Origin of the sequence: Streptococcus cuniculi (assembly GCF_004570575.1) — a bacterium.
Classification (GTDB): Bacteria; Bacillota; Bacilli; order Lactobacillales; family Streptococcaceae; genus Streptococcus; species Streptococcus cuniculi_A.
This window is the reverse complement of sequence record NZ_SPPD01000004.1, coordinates 38,214-59,208: the sequence shown is the minus strand read 5'-3', so window position 1 is coordinate 59,208 and position 20,995 is coordinate 38,214. Positions and strand designations below refer to the sequence as shown.

General features: G+C 43.8%; 19 protein-coding genes, 1 other RNA gene and 1 pseudogene. 7 read left to right on the top strand and 14 right to left on the bottom strand.

The window, feature by feature from the left end:
* Positions 1–225: 225 nt before the first annotated feature.
* Complete coding sequence (gene hisS, locus E4T82_RS04150) at positions 226–1,506, bottom strand: histidine--tRNA ligase (RefSeq protein ID WP_135181613.1); 1,281 nt, start codon at positions 1,504–1,506, stop codon at positions 226–228.
* A 59-nt stretch (positions 1,507–1,565) separates the two neighbouring features.
* Complete coding sequence (locus E4T82_RS04145) at positions 1,566–2,396, bottom strand: hypothetical protein (protein WP_135181612.1); 831 nt, start codon at positions 2,394–2,396, stop codon at positions 1,566–1,568.
* Positions 2,397–2,703: 307 nt separating this feature from the next.
* On the opposite strand from E4T82_RS04145, the gene rpmF reads away from it, so the two are divergent.
* Together rpmF and rpmG are read left to right on the top strand one after the other, a co-directional pair.
* Positions 2,704–2,886, top strand: a complete 183-nt coding sequence (rpmF, locus tag E4T82_RS04140; RefSeq protein WP_135181611.1) for a 50S ribosomal protein L32 — start codon at positions 2,704–2,706, stop codon at positions 2,884–2,886.
* 15 nt (positions 2,887–2,901) lie between these two features.
* Positions 2,902–3,051: a 50S ribosomal protein L33 gene (gene rpmG / locus E4T82_RS04135; RefSeq protein ID WP_002262412.1), complete on the top strand. Its 150-nt coding sequence runs from the start codon at positions 2,902–2,904 to the stop codon at positions 3,049–3,051.
* Between the two features lie 394 nt (positions 3,052–3,445).
* Here the strand turns inward: rpmG and E4T82_RS12450 are convergent, their stop codons facing one another.
* The 9 genes and pseudogenes from E4T82_RS12450 to leuS all read right to left on the bottom strand — a co-directional run bounded on the left by E4T82_RS12450 (position 3,446) and on the right by leuS (position 10,947).
* Positions 3,446–3,604 carry a hypothetical protein gene (locus tag E4T82_RS12450; RefSeq protein ID WP_167753559.1) on the bottom strand — a complete coding sequence of 53 codons (159 nt, stop codon included), beginning with the start codon at positions 3,602–3,604 and terminating at the stop codon, positions 3,446–3,448.
* A pseudogene (locus E4T82_RS13155) lies at positions 3,570–3,782 on the bottom strand (helix-turn-helix domain-containing protein); the annotation flags it as partial. The gene E4T82_RS12450 and the pseudogene E4T82_RS13155, both read right to left, overlap by 35 nt.
* 321 nt (positions 3,783–4,103) lie before the next feature.
* Positions 4,104–4,189: signal recognition particle sRNA small type (gene ffs, locus E4T82_RS04125), an RNA gene on the bottom strand.
* A gap of 45 nt (positions 4,190–4,234) precedes the next feature.
* On the bottom strand, positions 4,235–4,753 hold the full coding sequence (gene tadA, locus E4T82_RS04120) for a tRNA adenosine(34) deaminase TadA (RefSeq protein WP_135181610.1): 519 nt from the start codon (positions 4,751–4,753) through the stop codon (positions 4,235–4,237).
* A gap of 46 nt (positions 4,754–4,799) precedes the next feature.
* On the bottom strand, positions 4,800–5,534 hold the full coding sequence (locus E4T82_RS04115) for an amino acid ABC transporter ATP-binding protein (RefSeq protein ID WP_135181609.1): 735 nt from the start codon (positions 5,532–5,534) through the stop codon (positions 4,800–4,802).
* Between the two features lie 9 nt (positions 5,535–5,543).
* Complete coding sequence (locus E4T82_RS04110) at positions 5,544–6,203, bottom strand: amino acid ABC transporter permease (RefSeq protein ID WP_075105199.1); 660 nt, start codon at positions 6,201–6,203, stop codon at positions 5,544–5,546.
* Positions 6,204–6,211: 8 nt separating this feature from the next.
* Positions 6,212–7,018: an amino acid ABC transporter substrate-binding protein gene (locus tag E4T82_RS04105; RefSeq protein WP_135181608.1), complete on the bottom strand. Its 807-nt coding sequence runs from the start codon at positions 7,016–7,018 to the stop codon at positions 6,212–6,214.
* A gap of 13 nt (positions 7,019–7,031) precedes the next feature.
* Positions 7,032–8,171 (bottom strand): trans-sulfuration enzyme family protein, encoded by a 1,140-nt coding sequence (locus tag E4T82_RS04100; protein WP_135181607.1) that lies wholly within the window; start codon positions 8,169–8,171, stop codon positions 7,032–7,034.
* A 274-nt stretch (positions 8,172–8,445) separates the two neighbouring features.
* Positions 8,446–10,947 carry a leucine--tRNA ligase gene (gene leuS / locus E4T82_RS04095; protein WP_135181606.1) on the bottom strand — a complete coding sequence of 834 codons (2,502 nt, stop codon included), beginning with the start codon at positions 10,945–10,947 and terminating at the stop codon, positions 8,446–8,448.
* Positions 10,948–11,089: 142 nt separating this feature from the next.
* Between leuS and E4T82_RS04090 the strand changes: the two genes are divergently transcribed.
* Positions 11,090–11,503, top strand: a complete 414-nt coding sequence (locus E4T82_RS04090) for a hypothetical protein (protein ID WP_135181605.1) — start codon at positions 11,090–11,092, stop codon at positions 11,501–11,503.
* A 693-nt stretch (positions 11,504–12,196) separates the two neighbouring features.
* Here the strand turns inward: E4T82_RS04090 and E4T82_RS04085 are convergent.
* On the bottom strand, positions 12,197–14,089 hold the full coding sequence (locus tag E4T82_RS04085; RefSeq protein WP_135181604.1) for a M13-type metalloendopeptidase: 1,893 nt from the start codon (positions 14,087–14,089) through the stop codon (positions 12,197–12,199).
* 290 nt (positions 14,090–14,379) lie between these two features.
* Between E4T82_RS04085 and E4T82_RS04080 the strand changes: the two genes are divergently transcribed.
* From E4T82_RS04080 to E4T82_RS04065, 4 genes are all read left to right on the top strand, one after another.
* The gene (locus E4T82_RS04080) at positions 14,380–15,105 is read left to right on the top strand and encodes a metal ABC transporter ATP-binding protein (protein WP_135181603.1); all 726 of its coding nucleotides are present in this window, start codon (positions 14,380–14,382) and stop codon (positions 15,103–15,105) included.
* Positions 15,102–15,962, top strand: a complete 861-nt coding sequence (locus tag E4T82_RS04075; protein ID WP_135181602.1) for a metal ABC transporter permease — start codon at positions 15,102–15,104, stop codon at positions 15,960–15,962. The genes E4T82_RS04080 and E4T82_RS04075 overlap by 4 nt, the downstream gene beginning before the upstream one ends.
* Positions 15,963–16,895 carry a metal ABC transporter substrate-binding protein gene (locus E4T82_RS04070; protein ID WP_135181601.1) on the top strand — a complete coding sequence of 311 codons (933 nt, stop codon included), beginning with the start codon at positions 15,963–15,965 and terminating at the stop codon, positions 16,893–16,895.
* 726 nt (positions 16,896–17,621) lie between these two features.
* A complete protein-coding gene (locus E4T82_RS04065) occupies positions 17,622–18,278 on the top strand; it encodes a metal-dependent transcriptional regulator (RefSeq protein WP_135181600.1) in 657 nt (218 codons plus the stop codon).
* A 33-nt stretch (positions 18,279–18,311) separates the two neighbouring features.
* Here E4T82_RS04065 and dtd read toward each other — a convergent pair whose 3' ends face one another.
* Together dtd and E4T82_RS04055 are read right to left on the bottom strand one after the other, a co-directional pair.
* The gene (gene dtd / locus E4T82_RS04060) at positions 18,312–18,761 is read right to left on the bottom strand and encodes a D-aminoacyl-tRNA deacylase (RefSeq protein WP_135181599.1); all 450 of its coding nucleotides are present in this window, start codon (positions 18,759–18,761) and stop codon (positions 18,312–18,314) included.
* Positions 18,762–18,769: 8 nt separating this feature from the next.
* On the bottom strand, positions 18,770–20,971 hold the full coding sequence (locus tag E4T82_RS04055; protein ID WP_135181598.1) for a RelA/SpoT family protein: 2,202 nt from the start codon (positions 20,969–20,971) through the stop codon (positions 18,770–18,772).
* Positions 20,972–20,995: the final 24 nt, after the last annotated feature.

The window sequence follows — 20,995 nt, the reverse complement described above, 5'->3', positions numbered from 1 at the left end:
TTATTTGTTAACTTTTTCACAATATTATTCTACCTCATTTCTTTTGTTTTGTAAAGAGTTTGTTAAACATTTCACAAATTGTTTTTTAAAAGATTGTGAGATGTTTTCAAATTCCCTGCAAAATCAACGTTTTTCTTTTATGTTTGTGAATATTTTCTCAAATTTTTTTTCTTTCACAAATAAAAAATCAGGAAATACACCTTATTTTTCCTGATTTACTCCAAATTAACACTCTAACTGGTCAACAATATCTGTGAAATTTGTCCCTACCTGCTCCAGAGAGACCGTCAGCTCTTCTCGCGTTTGGTTATTCTTCACGGTCACTTGACCCTGCTCCACTTCACTTTCCCCAAGTGTGATAATGATTTTCGCTTGGAATTGATCCGCCGACTTGAACTGGGCTTTCAGTTTACGCCCCAGATAATCACGTTCCGCTTTGAAACCTTGATTGCGGAGAGCCTGTACCAGTTCTAAGGCCTTACCATTCACCTCTTGGCCCAAAACAGCAATATAGACATCCAACTCTTCTGCCAGCGGAAGTTCTACCTCCTGCATCTCAAGCACAAGGAGGAGGCGCTCAATCCCCATACCAAAGCCAAAACCAGGCGTTGCTGGTCCGCCAAAATACTCGACCAAGCCGTCGTAGCGACCACCTGCACAGATTGTCAGCTCGCTTCCCGATACCTCTGTGATAAATTCAAAAATCGTATGATTGTAGTAGTCAAGACCACGCACCATATTGGTATCGATCACATAGTCAATCTTCAAGGCCTCAAGCATACCACGCACAGCATCAAAATGCGCTTGGCTTTCCTCATCCAAGTAGTCCAAAATAGACGGAGCATTGGCTACTGCCACCTTGTCCTCCTTTTCCTTACTATCCAAAACGCGAAGCGGATTTTCTTCCAATCGGCGCTGGCTATCTTTTGAGAGGGTCTCTTTAAGTGGTGTCAAGTAGTCAATCAAGGCCTTGCGATAAGCCGCCCGGCTCGCACTGCTCCCTAGCGTATTCAAATGCAGGCGTATGTCTTGAATGCCAATTTCTTTGAAAAATTGCGCCGCCATGGCAATCGTCTCCACATCTGTCGCAGGATTGCTGGAGCCAAAACACTCCACACCAATCTGGTGGAACTGGCGCAAACGCCCTGCCTGCGGACGCTCATAGCGAAACATAGGTCCCATATAGTACAACTTAACAGGCTTTTGCACCTCTGGTGCAAAGAGTTTGTTTTCAACATACGAACGGACCACAGGAGCTGTTCCTTCCGGACGAAGGGTGATGTGACGGTCTCCCTTGTCATAGAAATCATACATTTCCTTACTAACGATGTCGGTCGTATCTCCCACAGAACGACTAATCACCTCATAATGCTCAAAAATAGGCGTACGGATTTCTTGATAGTTGTAGTTGCCAAAGGTTTTACGGGCAAATTCTTCCACATACTGCCACTTGGCAGACTCTCGGGGTAAAATATCTTGGGTTCCTTTAGGTTTTTGTAGTTTCATTCTATTTCCTCTTTTACTAGTATCTGTCTATTCTACCATAGAATAGCTTCATTCGTCTGTCAAAGTGCAGAAAAGCTACGAACAAGTTTCCCATCTTGAATATCCAGGACAATCATATCTTGTATATCTCCATTCCGACTAGTTCTACTCACCCTGTCAAAACCTACTATATAATAGCCGTCCCATACATGGGTAAAGTCTAGTTTTTCCACTCTCCTAACAAAATCTAATCTGGGAGTATTGACATCTTCTTGTTCTTCTTTTGACAGTTGCCAATCAAAATCTATACGAATTTCCAATGCATGCTTTTTCAAATACTTTTGAACATCAATAGAATAATAGCCACCTATCGGTAGACCGGACTCTCTGTTGTTTGCTGCCTCCTGAGACAATTCAGCCTTACTTCCTACAACATCTTCCCAAACCAGTTCTCTATCCGAGCTAGAAATAGCCTCAACACTTTGTCCTGCTACAGATACAAGTTTCAAATCCTTGGTCTCCAGCCCACTAAATACTTGTTTTATCTGAACAACCTGCTCCCTGACAGCCGGTTGCTGCCACATTGCTTCTTCCTTGATATTCATATCAACTTCTACATCAGCCAAGTCTTCCTCGGGTGATTGATTGGTATCAATTGAAATACTGGCCTCCATGATAATAACCTCGCCCTCTACTTCTTCACTATAGGTGAAAATAAGTCTCTCACTGCCTGTCTCTAGCATCTTGCTATAGTTGTCTACGGAAACTTTTCCTTTATATCCTAAAGCTTGAAATTTTTGAACAATAATTGGGCTATATTCTGCTTTTATCTGTTCCTTTTTTACTGGCGAAACACCGCAACTAGTCAAAATAACAACCAAACTTAACAAACTCAGTAGTTTTATAGACATTTTCTCTCCTCAAATGACCACCATTTCCTCATTTTATCATGTTTTTAGAATTTTTGAAAAAATAGTAGAGCTTTTTTCAAAAAAAATCTGTCAAGTAACTTTACTTTACAAAAGAAATATGATATTCTAATACAGTTGGCAAAAGCCAAATGAATAGGATAGTCTTTCTGTTTTCATTTAGCACTGAGCAATGACATCGCAGGCATAACTAGAGTTAGGCAAGATGCACTAACGACGTAATGAGTGAAAAATAGACGGACTATGAAACGAGCTAGGCTCGTACCACTATAACGGAGGATAGAAAGAAATGGCAGTACCTGCACGTCGCACATCAAAAGCGAAGAAAAACAAACGTCGTACACACTACAAATTGGCAGCTCCAACTGTGAAATTTGACGAAACTACTGGAGATTACTCACGTTCTCACCGTGTATCTTTGAAAGGATACTACAAAGGACGTAAAATCGCTAAAGCTGCTGCAGCTGAATAATAGAAGGGAGATACCATGCGCGTAAACATTACACTTGAACACAAAGAATCTGGTGAACGCTTGTACCTTACTTCTAAAAACAAACGCAACACTCCAGACCGTCTTCAATTGAAAAAATACTCACCAAAATTGCGTAAACACGTGATTTTTACTGAGGTGAAATAGGGATTCACTATACGTCAATAGACCATAGAAACCTTGATTTTATGCGATTTTTGAAATATTGAATTTCATTACATTGCAATATAAATCAATCGAATCTCTACATTTTTCTCTACACTTTTTAGATAATAAAATTTAAGTAGAACATGCAGATAATGAAAGGAACACTTCTTATGAGGTGTTCCTTTTATATAACAAAAACTCTACAATTTGGAATAGTTCATTTATTATAATTATGTCAAACCTTATGTTTTTTATTTTTGTATAGATAAAATCTTTGGGATTATCAGGTGTCCTCAATATCTAATGATTCTAATTTTTCAATTGATATTGAATCTAGTCAGAATCTTTCCAAATTATAGCTTGACAAATATTTCAACTGTCATGAGTAATTCTCTTAGACCAATAACTCTAATTCTTCTATATCTTCTTCTCTATCATTTTTGATTGCAGAAAATGCAGATAAAGTAGCTTCAAATGCATCAGCTCTAAACGTTCTATTCCCTTCTCGAATACCATTTTCAAAAAGAGTTTTTAAATTTTTTTCTTTTTCCAAAAACACATTCTCCATTCAACGCAGAAGAAAATTGTTCTTTGAGGAAACGTTCTTCCTCTTCATGTGTCATGTAGGCATGACGACGTCCACCGCGATTCTCATTGAGAAGGGCCTGTAGGCCTCCGTCTAAATAACGATTCAATACATTTCGTACAGTTTGATGAACAAAGCCTACTGATTTAGCTGCAGACTGTTAAATTATAACATTCAGCAAAGAATAAGAGTCTGAATTTTTCTATGATACTGGCATTGTGGTTACCTCTGAGTGCCTGCTTTTATTCATTGACTTGGAACGGAGAAAGTGCGGTTGTCATAAGATTATTATACAGCTATAGCTGATTTTGTTAAGTATAAACTAGCGTTACACGATGGAGTGGCACAACGACGTTACAGCAATAGAATCAACAATGACCGAGTCTCACTCCAGCCCAATTGACATCTTATATATGACAAAAGAAAATCTATGAACATCATTGATTTCATAGGAATTTATTGACTAACAAAAAAAGAGCACACACCCGACATCGCTTAGGGCTGCTGGATTCCTCCCCTGACCCGCTTCACGCACAGATGTTGCTCCATCTAGTATTCTATCATAAATCAAAACTCGGTGCAAGTATTCTCAGTCCCTCATGTGGGCTGCGCCTGCTGACCCTGCTTGAGTGCCTTCTTTTTCTCACGTCCCTGACGGAAAAAGGTCTGCATGATACAGGCGCATTCCTCTTCTAAAATCCCTGTCTCAACCGCAACACGATGGTTGAGACGCTCGTCCTGTAAGATATTATAGAGACTACCTGCGGCTCCAAATTTCTGATTGGGCGCGCCGTAGATGACCTGCGGAATCCGCGCGAGACCGATTGCGCCACTACACATGACACAAGGCTCGATGGTCACAAACAGGGTCGTATCTAGCAACCGCCAGTTTTCTTCCTGCTGATTGGCTTCTTGAATGGCCATAATTTCTGCATGTAGAATCGCCTGATTACACTCCTCACGCGCGTTGTGCCCCCGTCCGATAATGACGCCGTCTTTGACAATGACACATCCGATGGGAATCTCATCTTTTGCTAAGGAACGCTCTGCTTCTTTTAAGGCCTCCCGCATGAACTGCTCTTTTTCTTCCTGACTGTAACTACATTTTGTTTCCATGTCAGTATTATAGCAAAAAAAGACTCAAGCTCCAACTAGGGATAGGCTAGTGGTGAATCCGAGATAAAAATTGCCTGGTTCGCTCTTCTCTGGGAGAATCAAATATTTCTTCAGGACTTCCTTTCTCAATAATCTGACCGTTTTCCATAAAGACCACTCTATCTGCGACTTCACGGGCAAAACTCATCTCATGGGTCACCACAACCATGGTCATCCCTTCCTTAGCTAACTCGACCATGACCTGCAAGACTCCACCGATAAGTTCTGGATCAAGGGCCGAGGTCGGCTCATCAAAGTAGATAACCGCTGGGTTGCTGGCAACCGCCCGCGCAATTCCCACCCGTTGCTGTTGACCGCCTGACAGTTCACTCGGGTAGGCACAATACTTGTCAGCAAGCCCTACCTTATCAAGAGCTTTTCTACCGATTTGCTCTGCTTCCTCCTTGCTATATCCATGAGCCACGATGAGGCCCTCGGTCACATTTTCCAAGGCTGTTTTATTGGCAAAGAGGTTATAATTTTGAAAGACAAAGCCCGTATGCTTGCGAATCTCGGCAATCTCTTTCTGGCGAATATGAGCTAGGTCATAGGTCTCTTCGCCAAAGACCAACCGACCACTATCTACCCGCTCTAAAAAATTCATACAGCGGAGCAAGGTCGTCTTTCCTGACCCTGACGGACCTAGAAGAACCGTCACCGTTCCTTGTTCCACCTGTAAATCCACCTCCTGCAAGACCTTGGTCGTACCAAAGGACTTGCTTATCTTCTGTACTTCGATCATCTTGCCCCCTTAATAAACTTTCAATTTCTTTTCACCATAGGTTTGCAACTTGGTTAATACTGTTGAAAACAGTAAATAGATCAGCCCTACCTCGCAATACAAGGCAAAGGGCTCGTAGGTTCTGGCCGCAATTTGCTGGGTCGCCATAAACATCTCTAAAACTGTGATGTTCGCAGCTAAGGATGTATCTTTGACCAAGCTGATTAAAGAATTGGACAAGGGAGGAAAGGCCACTCGAAAGGCTTGAGGCAAGACAATGCGCCGCATGGTTTGGGAGAAAGTCATCCCCACACAGTATCCCGCTTCCAGCTGCCCTTTCGGAACCGACTCAATCGATGCCCGAATCGTTTCTGCCGCATAGGCTCCTGTATTAACTGAAAAGACGAAAACAGCTGATGGAAAGGCATCTAATACCAGCCCCAAATTTGGCAAACCGTAGAAAATGACATAGAGCTGCACTAAAAGAGGTGTGCCTCGGATCAACCAAATATAAAACCGAGCGAGCTGTTTCAGCACCGGAATCTGGGCAATTTGCACCAAGGCTGTCAACACTGCAATCAGTAGGCCAAACACGAAAGAGAGGATTGTTAGTGGAATCGTCACCAACAACCCTGGTATCAGTATCTGGCTAAAAGAATCAAGAATAATTTGCCATAATCTATCTGTCATAATGACCTCTATTTTTTCACTTGTGATACATCGTCGCCGAAATATTTCTTGGATAATTCTGTCAATACACCTTCGTCTGCCAATTCTTTCAAGGCCTGATTGATTGCCACAACCAAATCATCATTACCTTTAACAACTGGTAGAGCTGTCTCCTGCGCATCTTCTGATAGAGCCGCAACTTTGACAGGAGCATCTGGATGTTGCTTGATATAGTCCAGATAGGCGACATTATCATTGATGGTCACATCCACGCGTTTTGAAGCCAGCAATTCAATCGCTTGTTGGAAACCATCGACACCGACAATTTCTGCACCGTTACTTTTGGCAATTTCCGCCCAATTACTGGTCAAGCTATTGGCTGATTTTTTCCCCTTGATATCACTAAAGGCTTTCGTTGTCGTATCGTCCTTAGAGGTAATCAAGGCTCCGTAGATGTAGGTATATGGCGTTGAAAAATCGTATTTTTCCTTGCGCTCATCGGTCACCCCAACCTGATTGGCAATGATATCAAAACGTCCCGCATCAAGACCCGCAATAATGGAATCCCACTCTGTTTCGACAAATTCTGCCTTGACACCGAGCTTTTCAGCCACTTTTTCAGCGACTTCAACATCGTAGCCAACCAACTTTCCGCTCTCATCATGGTAAGTATAAGGGGCATAGGTTCCTTCAGTCCCCACTTTCAACACCCCTTTTTCCTTGATTTGTTCAAGCAATGAGCCTGCTGGAGCAGACTGTTTTTGGGAAGTTGAGCCACACGCGACAAGTGAGACCGTTGCTAGAATCCCTGCGATCCATACTACTAGTTTTTTCATACCTTTTTCTCCTTTATTGTCTAGCCTTGTCAAAGGCGTGTGCTAAATCCTCAATCAAATCTTGACCTGCTTCAATTCCGACTGCCAAGCGTAGCAAATTTTTGCGAATACCGATGCGCTCTTGCAAGTCTGTACTGTAAGATTCATGCGTCATGGTTGCGGGGCGACAGATGAGAGATTCGACACCACCCAAACTAACCGCAAACCCAAAAAGTGTCAAGGATTGAACAAATACTTCCAAATCATACGTTTCCTCATCCAATACAAACGACACAACCCCACCATGTCCACTTGCTTGTTGCTCTTGAATGGCATGTCCGGGATGGTGTGACAGGCCTGTGTAAAAGACTTCTACCCCCTCTTGTTGATCCAGGTATTCTGCTACCAACTGGGCATTTTCTTGGTGCTTTTCTAACCGCAAAGGCAAAGTCTTAATCCCTCTTGATAAGAGAAAGGCATCAAAGGGACTGAGAATAGCTCCTAATAATTTATGCGCTAGCTTGAGCTGGGGATAGAGATCCTCTCGATTGGTGACGACTAGTCCTGCTAGAATATCCGAGTGACCTGCATAATACTTGGTCGCTGAGTAGACGACAATATCTGCCCCAAAATCCAGCGGGCGTTGTAAATAAGAGGTCATAAAGGTATTGTCTACAATCACCAGCAAACCTTGTGCTTTGGCACGACCGATCACCTTTTCTAAGTCTGTCACCTGCAGAAGTGGATTGGTCGGTGTTTCCAGAAAGACCGCTTTTATATGGCTTGCCACCTGTGAAAAGTCATACTGGTTGAAATCCGCGACCAGTTCATAGGATAGATTGCGGCTTTCAAATAATTCATTGACAAACTGCCATGTCCCTCCATAGACCGTGTCTGAAATGAGAATGCCATCTCCACTCTGTAACAGCTCAAAGGCAATGGCTGTTGCTGCCATTCCTGTCGCGGTTGCTAGGGCATAACGAGTACCTTCCAAATCAGCCACTTGTTGTTCCAAGGCAGATCGTGTGGGATTGGCGCTCCTGCTGTAGACAAACTCTCCAAATTGCTGGACGCCTTCCTGTAAAAAGGTGGATGAAAGATAGACTGGATAGGTGACAGCACCTTTTCCTGTATCATCAACTTGACCGTGAATCGCCTTTGTACTGTATTCCATAACACCCTCCCTGTTGTTGATGGATTTTATGATACCATGCACCCTGCTTCTTGACCAATACATTTTTTCTATCACTGTGATTAGGGAATTTTATGATCGCGCCTAAAAATGCCGTCCTCACTTCCTTTTTCTCAAGACAGAAAAAAACTAGCCTCGCCATCAGACGAAAAACTAGTTTGATGCTTATTTTAGGGTTGAGAAAGGAATAGGCCAAGGCAAGGAGCTGCATTCATCAAAACGACTGAACGATGTCCTAACCCTTATTCCATTCACTTTATTTCACAACGATATTGACCAGTTTGTTTGGTACAGCAATGACTTTGACGATGTCTTTTCCAGCGATTTCTGCTTGAACTTTTTCATCGGCAAGCGCTACTCTTTCCAAGTCCTCACGAGAAAGGTCTTTGGCAACGACCAGCTTAGCACGAACCTTGCCCTTGATTTGGACAACGATTTCAATCTCGTCTTCAACTAAGAAGGACTCATCATAGCTTGGCCATGGAACATAGGAAATGCCGTCTGTTGAGCCTGTCACGTTTTGCCAAAGTTCTTCTGCCAAGTGTGGTGCAAATGGAGCCATTAGCTGAATAAAGCCTTTGGCATACTCGACATAGAGCACCTCTTCTTTATTGGCACTATTGACAAAAATCATGAGTTGGGCAATAGCCGTGTTGAACTTGAGCGTTTCAATCTGCTCTGTTACAGCTTTGACCGTTTCATGATACACCTTGTCCAAATTGCCATTGTTTTCTGCAACGATTTCTTTTGAGCTGATCAAGCGGTAGACGCGGTCAAGGAACTTACGGCTACCTTCCAACCCTTCCTCGCTCCAAGCGATAGAGGCATCAAGTGGCCCCATAAACATTTCATAGACCCGAAGGGTATCGGCACCGTATTGGGCTACCACATCATCTGGATTGACCACATTTTTCAGAGATTTAGACATCTTGGCAGGCGCTTGCTCTAGCTCTTCTCCTGTTTCAATATTGAAAAATGAACCGTCACGCTTTTCAACCTTGTCCGTCGCAACAAGAGCACCACGGCTATCACGGTAGCTTGTTCCCAAAATCATACCTTGATTAAAGAGCTTTTGGAACGGCTCCTTGCTCGGCACTACACCAATATCGTAGAGGAATTTATGCCAGAAACGCGCATAGAGCAGGTGGAGCACTGCATGTTCTGCCCCACCGATATAGATATCGACTGGCAACCATGCCTTTAGTAGGTCTTGGTCTGCTAATTTTTCTGTATTGTGCGGATCAATATAGCGGAGGTAGTACCAGCTTGAACCTGCCCATTGTGGCATGGTATTGGTCTCGCGACGCCCCTTGACACCATCTTCACGGGTCACTTCCAACCAGTCCGTCACATTAGCAAGCGGGCTTTCTCCGGTACCGGACGGCTTAATATCAGTTGTCTTTGGCAAGACAAGTGGCAATTCTTCTTCTGGAACAGCCGTTGACGTCCCGTCTTCCCAATGAATGATCGGGATTGGCTCTCCCCAATACCGCTGACGGCTAAAGAGCCAGTCACGTAAGCGATAGGTTACTTTTTCTTCACCGACACCATTTGCTGCCAGCCAGGCAATCATCTTCTCGATTGCCTCTGCCTTGTAAAAACCGTTGAGGAAATCAGAATGAATGTGCAGACCGTCCTCTGTGTAGACCTCCTGCTCAACATCGCCTCCTTCAATAACTGCGACAATCGGTAGGTCAAAGGCTTTGGCAAATTCCCAGTCGCGACTATCGTGCGCAGGTACTGCCATAACAGCACCCGTACCATAGCTTGCAAGCACGTAGTCAGCAATCCAAATCGGAATTTCTTGACCATTTGCAGGATTTATGGCATAGGCACCTGTCCAGACACCTGTTTTTTCCTTAGCAAGGTCGGTTCGAGCAAGGTCGGATTTGAGACTAGCTTGATGTTTGTAGTCTGCCACCACTTCAGCTTGTTCAGCTGTCGTGATTTGGTCTACCAACTCATGCTCAGGTGCTAGCACGGCAAAGCTTGCTCCAAAAAGGGTATCTGGACGCGTTGTAAAGACGGTGAACGTTTTATCGCTTCCCTTGATGGCAAAGGTGACATTAGCGCCGCGTGATTTGCCAATCCAGTTCCGTTGCATATCCTTGATCGACTCTGGCCAGTCCAAGTCCTCCAAGTCATTGAGTAGGCGCTCTGCATAGGCTGTGATTTTCAGCATCCACTGACGCATTGGCTTTCTCACAACTGGATATCCTCCACGCTCAGAAGTGCCGTCAGGCAGGACTTCCTCATTGGCAATAGCTGTCCCAAGCTCTTCCACCCAGTTGACTGGTACTTCCGCTTCATAGGCCAGACCTTTTTCATATAATTTCGTGAAAATCCACTGGGTCCACTTGTAATAGTTGGGATCTGTCGTATTCACCTCGCGGTCCCAATCGTAGGAAAATCCAAGCGCATTGATTTGGCGTTTGAAGTTGGCAATGTTTTGCGCTGTAAATTCTGCTGGATCATTTCCCGTATCCATTGCATACTGCTCCGCAGGCAGACCAAAGGCATCCCAGCCCATTGGGTGAAGAACATTGTAGCCTTGGGCGCGCTTGTAACGGCTCAAGATATCTGTCGCTGTATAGCCTTCAGGGTGGCCAACGTGAAGTCCTGCACCACTTGGATAAGGGAACATATCAAGAGCATAGAAGTTTGGTTTTTCTTTATCCGTACCTGTTTGAAAGGTGTGATGTTCTGCCCAGTATCGTTGCCACTTAGGCTCAATCACCCCATGGTTATAAAAGGTCATAGCTATTACTCTCCAATTTTGTATGATAGTCCCATTATACCATGTTTAAGCCCATTTGTAGCAGGAGATGGGAGAGAAAATACAGGAATTTCTTGATTTCTCTTTTTGAAAACGCTATACTAAAATAAAAAAGAGACAGCAAATGAAAAAAGAACTTTTTTACTATTGGGAACAGTTTTGCTTGCTAAATGCCCTCCTCTGCACACTAACCGCTCTCACCACGCTCTTGTTTCCACAACTAGATCCAACCCTGCGCTTGTCCACTTTTGTCAAACTCTTTTCTTTTCCGCTCATCACAAGTCAAAAAATGAAAACCAAACTCCGCTATCGCTTGTTGATGGCTATCGGTCTAAGTCTCGTTCTTGGTTTCGTTCTTAAACCGATTTGGAACAGCATGTCAATCAAACCCATTCAGCTAACGCCACTCCCCCTCTTCCTAGCCAGTCTAGGATTAGGCTCCTTGGCTCTATGGAATGTTTATCAAGCAAACAAAAAGGGCAGTAGCCCTTTTTTTGCACCTATCATACTCAAAGCACAGGAATTGAGTTCAACCTAAAACCTCGGAAAAAAGATAGACAGCTGTTTCAGCTTTAGCTGATTACAGCTGCGAATACCTTTAGGGATTAAGCTGAAAACCTCCACTGGAGCTTTTCACTCGTCAGATTTCCTAGATTGCCGTGCTGTTGCGAGCTTTGCTCGTTTTACAGATACGGATACTCTTGAGTGCGCTTTGAGTTTTTTTACGGGCTTTGTAGCTTCGGTAACTGAACTCGGGCTAAAAGCTCGGAAAAAAGATAAATACTCCTAGAAGCCTGAGCTTCTAGGAGTATTTCCTATTTTTGCCACAGCCGTTGCGAACTCTGGTCGCTTTACGGATGTGGATACCCTCGTGGTACATTCGCTTTTTTCACGCCCTTGTATCTTGTGCAACTGAGTTCGAGCTAAGCACTGTGCGGAAAAGATAGGCAGATGTTTCGGCTTTAGCCGATTACAGATGAGAATCCCTTTAGTGGATAGGTAGCTGTTCTAGCTTTAGCTAGTTACAGCTACGAATACCTTTAGGTACAAATCTTCCTAGCTCTAAAGGTATGGTATACCTTTAAAGGCGAGAGGTAGGAGTTTGCAGAGCAAACTCTCCTCTCACACTTCGTCAGATTTCCTAGATTGCCGTGCTGTTGCAGGCTATGTCTGCTTCATAGATACGGATACTCTTGGAGTGCACTTTGTGCTTTTAACGCTCTCACATCTTCTACCAAATCACCACGCGGTCTTCTGGTTTGCGCCACATGCCGTCTTTTTCTGTCACATCAAAGGCCTCAAAAAATTCAGCAAAGTTTGGCACTTGTAGGTTCACACGAAGTTTTGCTGGTCCATGGACATCTACGCTCGCTAGTAACTGCATGTATTCCGTCCGACCTTTCATGCGCCAAATGCGCCCCCAGTTGGTGAAGAATTCTTCTGCTGAGTAATCTTCCTCCCGTTTGGCAGCCTCAAGTGCTGCTGCAAGTCCACCTAAGTCAGCCACATTTTCAGAAACAGTCAGCTTTCCATTCACCCTCGCACCATGAGATTCTTGTCCTTCAAAGAGGTCCACCACTTTTTGTGTTTTTTCTTTAAAGGCTGCGTAATCTTCATCTGTCCACCAGTTTTTCAAACTACCATTTTCATCAAAGGAAGCACCATTGGTATCAAAGGCGTGAGAAATTTCATGGGCGATAACGGCACCAATTCCACCATAGTTTTCAGAAGATGTCTGCTCAAGAGCATAAAACGGTGCCTGCAAAATAGCTGCAGGAAAAACAATTTGGTTTTGTTGCGGATTGTAGTAGGCATTGACCATGTGCGCAGGCATGCCCCACTCACTATCGTCTACGGGCTGATTCCACTTACTCCATGAATACTTAATCGAAAGTTCTTTCAAGAATTGGGCGTTCTCAAGCAGAGATTTAGTCTCATCAATCACCTTGTCATAGTAGCGTTCTGGCAATTTCTCAGGATAGCCGATATAGGGCTTGATGACCCCTAATTTCACAATAGCCTGTTTCTTGGTTTCTTCTGTCAGCCATTCATTGGCTGCTAGGCGCTCCTGATACACCTCAATCATGGTTGCAATTTTTTGTTCGACATCTGCCTTTGCTTCTGGCGAGAATTTCTCCCCTGCATACCATAAGCCCAAGGCCTGATTAAACGGCCCTTCAGCCAGATAAAAGGCAGCCTTTTCCTTGCTTTGTGCCTCTGGAGTGCCTGACAAGGCCCGCCCATAAGCACCTGCTAACACACGAATTTCATCGGTCAGGTAAGAGGTGACAGACCCAATCGCACTCACAAGCAAACTAGCTTTCAAATATTCCCAGTTCTCTTCGCAATAAAATTCTTTCGCAGCTTCCCAGAAACGAGGGTTTTCAACGATAATCTTATCTGGAACCTGCCCGATAACCTGTGTGAAGAAGGTTTCCAAGGGAAGAGTTGGAACGAGCGCTGCAAACTCCTTGAATTCATAGGGGTGATAAAGCTTAAAGTATTCTGACTTGTCTTCATTAGAAAGCACGATTTGCGCGACACGCGCATCCAAGTCTTCTACCTTATCTAACAAATCGGTGATTTCTTCATCTGAAAAATCAAATTTCCGGAGCAAATCAGTTTCAGACTGACGCCAAAGCGCCATTAACTCCCCTTTTTGTGGATGATCTTCAGCATAGTAGGTCGTATCTGGCAAAATAGTGCTCGGCTCTCCTGCCCAGAGAACATTGGTTTTGGCATCCATGAAGTCTGGAGCCACTCCAAATGGCATGGCATTGGGTTTTCCTGCCAATTCAAACGCTCCAATTTTTTCAGTAAAATCTGCAAAAGACCGAAGATTTTTGTACTCCTCAATCAAGGAAAGCGCTGGAGCAATGCCTGCAGACTCTCTTTTTTCATCATCTGCTGCTAGGCGGTGGTATTTGACAAAGTTTTGTAATACACTATCCTCTGGGACACCTTTCCCTTTCAACCACTCATCTGTCGTTGCTAGCATCAGGTCTTCAATCTCATCACGCAAGTTGGTAAAGCCACCTGTCACCGGCTTGTCACTCGGGATAACAGCTGTTTCTGCCCATTTCCCGTTGATTGCCTCATAAAAATCATCTTGTAAACGTACCATAAGAACCTCTTTTCTACATTTCTATCTACATGATAGCAAAAAGAAGCAAAATTTGCAGGGATTTTACTACCTATACTCTGTGAAAATGAAAAATGGGCGTTTCTGATACTCTTTGAAAATGACTGTCTACCTCACTCCTATTCCAGAAGGTCACCTACAAATCCTCCATACGAATCACCACATCTGCCTTTTCCCATTTTAAAAAAAGATGAGAAAATGCTGAATTTTTTCAAAAATTAACTTGACTTAATTTTTAAATTAAGTTATATTAAGAAACAAGGAGTGTACAGATGATTGAACTAAAAGATGTAAGTGTCAGCTATCACACTGTCTTAGCCTTAGACACTGTTAACCTAACGATTCAAGGTCCTACAATCACAGGTATTCTAGGACCAAACGGAGCAGGGAAGTCTACCCTGCTAAAGGCCATGCTTCATATTATCGACCACCAAGGTCAAACCAACCTTGACGGTAACGATATTCGCAAACAGCGGAACAAGATTGCCTATGTAGAGCAAAAAGCTGCGATTGACTTTAACTTTCCGATTAAAGTCAAAGAATGTGTCTCCCTAGGACTGTATCCGAAAATTCAGCTTTTTCAGCGACTTAGGGAAGAAGACTGGATCAAGGTCGCACGGGCGCTTGAAATTGTCGGCATGGCAGAATATGCGGATAAGCAAATCAGTCAACTTTCTGGTGGGCAGTTCCAGCGTGTCCTCATCGCCCGCTGCCTCGTCCAAGAAGCAGACTATATCTTCTTAGACGAGCCGTTTGTTGGGATTGATTCGGTCAGTGAAAACATTATCATGACCACGCTTCGCAATCTCAAAAAATTGGGGAAAACCATTCTCATCGTCCACCACGATTTGAGCAAGGTCAAAAACTATTTCGACCAAGTTCTACTACTCAACCGTGAAGTCGTAGCCTTTGGAGAAACCGCCCAAACCTTTACAAAAGAGCACCTCCAAGCCACTTACGGCGAGAATTTGATACTCATGGAGGATAACAAGAAATGATTCAAGAATTTATTGACGGATTGCACAGCTTCCACTTTTTGCAAAATGCTGTCGTAACAGCGATTGTCATCGGGATTGTAGCTGGAGCCGTTGGTTGCTTTATTATCTTAAGAGGCTTGTCCCTCATGGGAGATGCGATTTCTCATGCGGTTTTACCGGGGGTTGCCCTCTCCTATATTTTAGGGATTAACTTTTTTATCGGTGCGATTGCCTTTGGTCTCCTCTCATCCGTGATGATTACCTACATTAAGGGAAATAGTATCATCAAGAGTGATACTGCAATCGGGATTACCTTCTCATCCTTTCTAGCTCTCGGAGTCATCCTCATCGGGGTGGCCAATAGCTCTACCGATTTATTTCACATTCTATTCGGGAATATCCTTGCGGTACAGGATATGGATAAGTGGATTACCATAGGCGTTGCTGCCCTTGTTCTCTTCCTCATTTTCCTCTTCTTCAAACCGCTCTTGATTACCTCTTTTGACCCACTCCTAGCAAAATCCATGGGCATGCCTGTTAATGCCTACCATTATCTGCTCATGATTTTGCTAACCTTGGTGTCTGTCACAGCCATGCAAAGTGTCGGAACCATTCTCATTGTTGCCATGCTGATTACACCAGCCGCTACTGCCTATCTCTATGCAAGCAGCCTTAAAAACATGATTTTCCTCTCTTCCGCCTTAGGAGCCCTTGCTTCTATCGTCGGTCTCTTTCTAGGATATAGTTTTAATATTGCTGCCGGATCCAGTATCGTCTTAACATCAGCCACCTTCTTTTTGATAAGCTTCCTCTTTGCCCCAAAACAGGGCATCCTCATACGCTATTCAAAAAGTTATCCCACTCATAAGGAGAAATGAATGAAAAAATTATCTACTCTAGCGCTTGCATTCCTTGCAATCCTAGCCCTTGTTGCCTGCTCGAGCCCCTCAAAGGACTCTAGTACCGAAACACCGAAATTAAAAGTTGTTACCACCAATTCTATTCTTGCGGATATAACCAAGAATATCGCAGGAGACAAGATTGAACTACACAGTATGGTCCCCGTTGGACAGGACCCACATGAATACGAACCCCTGCCTGAGGACGTAAAAAAGACATCGAAGGCCGACCTCATTTTCTACAATGGCATTAACCTTGAGACCGGCGGAAATGCCTGGTTTACTAAGTTGGTCAAAAATGCCAATAAGGTCGAAAACAAAGATTACTTTGCTGTCAGCGATGGGGTCGAAGTCATCTATCTGGAGGGAGAAGATGAAAAAGGAAAAGAAGATCCGCATGCTTGGCTCAACCTTGAAAACGGGATGATTTATGCCAAAAATATTGCCAAACAGTTGATTGCAAAGGACCCTAACAATAAAGCAAGTTATGAGAAAAATCTCGCCATCTATCTTGAAAAACTGGACACCTTAGATAAGGAAGCGAAACAAAAATTCAACAACATCCCTGATGAAAAGAAAATGATTGTCACCAGCGAAGGTTGTTTCAAATACTTTTCAAAAGCCTATCAGGTCCCGTCTGCCTACATTTGGGAAATCAATACCGAAGAAGAAGGAACACCAGACCAAATCAAACACTTGGTTGAAAAATTACGCCAAAGCAAGGTTCCCTCTCTCTTTGTCGAAAGTAGTGTCGATGATCGTCCAATGAAAACTGTATCAAAAGACACCAACATCCCAATTTACGCTAAAATCTTCACAGATTCTGTCGCTGAAGAGGGAGAAGACGGAGACAGCTACTATGCCATGATGAAATGGAATTTAGATAAAATTGCGGAAGGCTTGGCTAAATAGTGTGTGAAATGAATGTGACAGACTACCCTTGTCAAGAATCTTGTGATTCTACTTACTAAGACATCAACCAATACCCTTTATATCTTCTCTTCTTGACAATGTGTAGTTGTCCAACATTCATATCATATAGTGAACTCCCATATCCCTACTAAGTAGGTGTATAAGGGAGTTTCTTTTTCTATCTCTCACTGCGCATACCTCATGTTCAGAGGTCATACTTAAAAAAATCAAAAGGCAAACGAGTTGAACTCAGGCTAAAAGCTCGGAAAAAAGATAGGCAGATGTTCTCGTTACAGATGAGAATCCCTTTAGGGGATAGGCAGATGTTCTAACTTTAGTTAGTTACAGCTTAGCTCCCCTTGGGGAGAAACATTCCTAGCTTCAAAGGTATAGTATACATTTGAAGCTGAAAGATAGGAGTTTGCAAAGCAAGCTCTCATCTAGCTTCTTTGTCATGTTTCCTAATTTTGCTGTAGCTGTTGCAGGCTGTTCCTGCTTTACAGATCCCCTTGAGGTACGGTCGCTTTTTTCACGCCCTCGTATCTTGCGTAATTAAACACGAGCTAAACTCTTTACGAAAAAGAGCCATATTCGGCTTTAGCCGATGACAGCTGTGCTACCTTTAGGGGATACATGCGAGCTGATTGAATACAGGTAGATATAACATTCATGAATTTCCTTTAAATTTTTGTTATACTAGAGGAGAGAAAAAGAGAGGACACCCAGATGACCCCCAATAAAGAAGATTATCTAAAATGTATCTATGAAATCAGTACCCAAAAAGCGAAAATTACCAACAAGGAAATTGCAGAACGAATGCAGGTTTCTCCACCTGCCGTTACTGAAATGGCTAAACGGATGATTGAAGAGGGGCTGATTCAAAAAGATAAGTCTGCTGGCTACCTGTTGACCACTCTCGGTCAACAAACTGTGGCAAGACTTTATCGCAAACACCGCTTGATTGAAGTATTTCTCCTTGAACATCTCGGCTATACCAGCCACCAATTACACGAAGAAGCGGAAGTCCTTGAACATACTGTCTCAGACTACTTCATCGATCAGTTGGACAGCTTTTTAGGCTCGCCAAAAACGTGTCCGCATGGGGGCACCATTCCTCTCAAAGACCAGCTCTTGGAGGAACAATACCAAGATACCCTCGACCAAATTAAACAACCTGGAAGCTATCGATTAGTACGAATCAATGATTCCTTTCCACTACTCCAGTTTCTGGAGCACATCAACCTCACGCTAAATGACAGCTTTGCCGTAAAGCAAATCGATATCTTTACCCAGAGTATCCTCATTCAATGCAAAGAAAAAACGATTGCAATTCCCTTTGCTATTGCAAAGGAACTGTATGTTGTCGCAATAAAAGACCTGTAACCTCTGTTTGGAAAGAGGAGCCAGGTCTTTTTCTTATGTTTTATTTATCTTTGTGTCTAACACAATGGTCACTGGCCCGTTATTGGTAAGGGAAACCTGCATGTCTGCGCCAAAGATGCCTGTCTCAACAGGAACAAAGGCACGCAAGGCTTGGTTCAGCTCCTCATAGAGGGTCTTAGCAAGGTATGGCGCAGCGGCTCCTGTAAAGGCTGGACGGTTGCCCTTTTTCGTATCTGCAAACAAGGTAAACTGCGAAATCGAGAGAATCTGCCCTGAAATATCTTGAACAGAGCGATTCATTTTTCCCTCTTCATCTGAAAAAATCCGCATGTTGACAATCTTTCTGACTGCATAGTCTACATCTTCTTTACAATCATCCGGACCAACACCGACCAAAAGCAGCAGTCCCTGCCCAATCTGCCCATGAATACACTGTTCAATACTGACAGCCGCTTTTGTTACCCGTTGAATAACAATTTTCATCCCTTCACCTACCCATTTGTTCGCTTAACCGAGTACACTTCTGGCACCGATTTGATTTTATCAACTACACTCGTCAGCGTTGAAAGATTTGGAATTCCAAAGGACACATGAATAGTCGCAAATTTCATATCCTTGGTCGGCTGAGCATTGACAGAAGAAATGTTCTTGCTCGAATTGGTCAAAACTTTCAACACATCGTTGAGGAGACCCGAGCGATTGAGACCATAAATGTCGATATTTGCCATGTATTCTTTACTGGAGGGCTCATCCTCCCAAGATACATCAATCAGACGAACTTCATAGTTCTCCTGACTTTTCAGATTCATACAGTCGGTCCGGTGAACCGCCACACCACGTCCTTTGGTAATGTAGCCTGTAATCGCATCTCCTGGAACTGGATTACAGCATTTAGCCAGGCGAATCAAAAGACCTGAAGCCCCTTCGATGACAACACCGCCCTCGTGGCGAATTTTCAAGCTGTCTTTATTGTCCTGTTTGACCTCGCCACCGTTGACCAATTCGTCCGCAACAGCTTTTGCCTTGGCACGTTCTGCCTCCCGCCGCTCTTTTTCCGTCAGGCGATTGAAGATAGACATGGCTGAAATCTCTCCAAAACCAACAGCCGCAAAAAGCGCCTCATCGGTCTTGTAGCTCGTTTTTTGTAATACATCGTCTAAGTGCTTGCGGTCCAGATATTGGTTGGCCACATAGCCATTTTCCTGTAGGAGGTTCTGAACCAGCTCCCGCCCCTTGGTAATGGATAATTCCTTGTCTTGATTTTTGAAAAACTGACGAATCTTATTTCTAGCCTTGTGCGTTTTGACCAGATTGACCCAATCACGACTTGGACCAAAGGAATTGGCACTTGTGATAATTTCAACTTGGTCACCTGTTTTTAACTTGGTCGTCAAGGGAACCATACGCCCGTTAACCTTTGCTCCTGTCGCCTTTTCTCCGACCTTAGTGTGGATTTCATAGGCAAAGTCAATCGGCACCGAATCCTTGGGCAATTCTCTGACCGACCCGTCGGGTGTGAACACGTAAATTCGCTCGGTGAAAATATCATCCTTGACAGAGTCCACAAAGGTCTGCGCATCTCCAGCATCTGCCTGCAACTCAATCAAATTGTTGATCCACTTGAGCTCCTGCTGACTAGCTGTCGCCTTGCCACCACGCTTGTAAGCCCAGTGCGCTGCCACCCCGTATTCCGCCACTTGGTGCATTTCTGCCGTTCGAATTTGAAATTCAATCGGTCCCTTTGGTCCATAAACTGTCGTATGAATCGACTGATAACCATTAGCCTTGGGGTTAGCAATATAATCCTTAAATCGACCAGGCATGGGACGCCACAGCTCATGGATATAGCCCAACATAGCATAGACATCGCTCGGAGTTTCCATGATGCAGCGAATGGCAATCAAGTCATAGAGCTGGTCAAAACGCTTTTTCTTGTCGTGCATTTTCCGGTAAATCGAATAAATATGCTTAGGACGACCATAGATATGTCCGTGGAGATGATGTTCGCTCGCAAATTCACGAATCTTATCAACAACCTCATTGACTAGGGCTTCCCGTTCCCGCCGCTTTTCAGTCATGAGGTGCGTAATCTTATAAAATTCCGTCTCGTTCAAATAGCGAAAGGCCATATCTTCCAATTCCCACTTGATAGAAGAAATCCCCAAACGGTGGGCTAGTGGAGCATAGATTTCCATTGTTTCACGTGAAATCCGCTCCTGCTTGTCCTTACGCAAATGCTTCAAGGTCCGCATATTGTGCAGGCGGTCCGCCAATTTGACCAAGATCACCCGCATGTCCTTGGACATGGCAATCAACATCTTACGATGATTTTCTGCCAACTGCTCTTCATGGGATTTGTATTCGACCTTCCCCAGTTTGGTCACTCCATCCACAATCATCCGCACATCAGAGCCAAACTCTGCTTCCATCTCATCGAGCGTCACATCGGTATCTTCTACCACATCGTGAAGAAAACCACAGGCAACTGTCACCGCATCCAGCTGTAACTCCGCTAAAATCCCAGCCACCTGAATGGGGTGGATAATGTAAGGCTCACCTGATTTGCGGAACTGCTGACTATGCGCTTCTACAGCATACTCCAGCGCCTTGCGCACAAAGGAAACATCTTCTTCTGGCATATACTGGGCCGTCAGAGCAATGACATCTTCTCCGGTTAGATTGATTTCTTTCATCTTCTCTTCCTTTTCCTGCCGTTT

Excerpts from the sequence above, each read along its gene's own strand:
- E4T82_RS04065 (WP_135181600.1), top strand. The coding sequence starts at position 17,622 with ATGACCCCCAATAAAGAAGATTATCTAAAATGTATCTATGAAATCAGT.
- E4T82_RS04055 (WP_135181598.1), bottom strand. The coding sequence starts at position 20,971 with ATGAAAGAAATCAATCTAACCGGAGAAGATGTCATTGCTCTGACGGCC.
- E4T82_RS04075 (WP_135181602.1), top strand. The coding sequence starts at position 15,102 with ATGATTCAAGAATTTATTGACGGATTGCACAGCTTCCACTTTTTGCAA.
- E4T82_RS04085 (WP_135181604.1), bottom strand. The coding sequence starts at position 14,089 with ATGGTACGTTTACAAGATGATTTTTATGAGGCAATCAACGGGAAATGG.
- E4T82_RS04145 (WP_135181612.1), bottom strand. The coding sequence starts at position 2,396 with ATGTCTATAAAACTACTGAGTTTGTTAAGTTTGGTTGTTATTTTGACT.
- rpmF (WP_135181611.1), top strand. The coding sequence starts at position 2,704 with ATGGCAGTACCTGCACGTCGCACATCAAAAGCGAAGAAAAACAAACGT.
- E4T82_RS04100 (WP_135181607.1), bottom strand. The coding sequence starts at position 8,171 with ATGGAATACAGTACAAAGGCGATTCACGGTCAAGTTGATGATACAGGA.
- dtd (WP_135181599.1), bottom strand. The coding sequence starts at position 18,761 with ATGAAAATTGTTATTCAACGGGTAACAAAAGCGGCTGTCAGTATTGAA.
- tadA (WP_135181610.1), bottom strand. The coding sequence starts at position 4,753 with ATGGAAACAAAATGTAGTTACAGTCAGGAAGAAAAAGAGCAGTTCATG.
- E4T82_RS04070 (WP_135181601.1), top strand. The coding sequence starts at position 15,963 with ATGAAAAAATTATCTACTCTAGCGCTTGCATTCCTTGCAATCCTAGCC.
- hisS (WP_135181613.1), bottom strand. The coding sequence starts at position 1,506 with ATGAAACTACAAAAACCTAAAGGAACCCAAGATATTTTACCCCGAGAG.
- E4T82_RS04115 (WP_135181609.1), bottom strand. The coding sequence starts at position 5,534 with ATGATCGAAGTACAGAAGATAAGCAAGTCCTTTGGTACGACCAAGGTC.
- rpmG (WP_002262412.1), top strand. The coding sequence starts at position 2,902 with ATGCGCGTAAACATTACACTTGAACACAAAGAATCTGGTGAACGCTTG.
- E4T82_RS04090 (WP_135181605.1), top strand. The coding sequence starts at position 11,090 with ATGAAAAAAGAACTTTTTTACTATTGGGAACAGTTTTGCTTGCTAAAT.
- leuS (WP_135181606.1), bottom strand. The coding sequence starts at position 10,947 with ATGACCTTTTATAACCATGGGGTGATTGAGCCTAAGTGGCAACGATAC.
- E4T82_RS04105 (WP_135181608.1), bottom strand. The coding sequence starts at position 7,018 with ATGAAAAAACTAGTAGTATGGATCGCAGGGATTCTAGCAACGGTCTCA.
- E4T82_RS04080 (WP_135181603.1), top strand. The coding sequence starts at position 14,380 with ATGATTGAACTAAAAGATGTAAGTGTCAGCTATCACACTGTCTTAGCC.
- E4T82_RS04110 (WP_075105199.1), bottom strand. The coding sequence starts at position 6,203 with ATGACAGATAGATTATGGCAAATTATTCTTGATTCTTTTAGCCAGATA.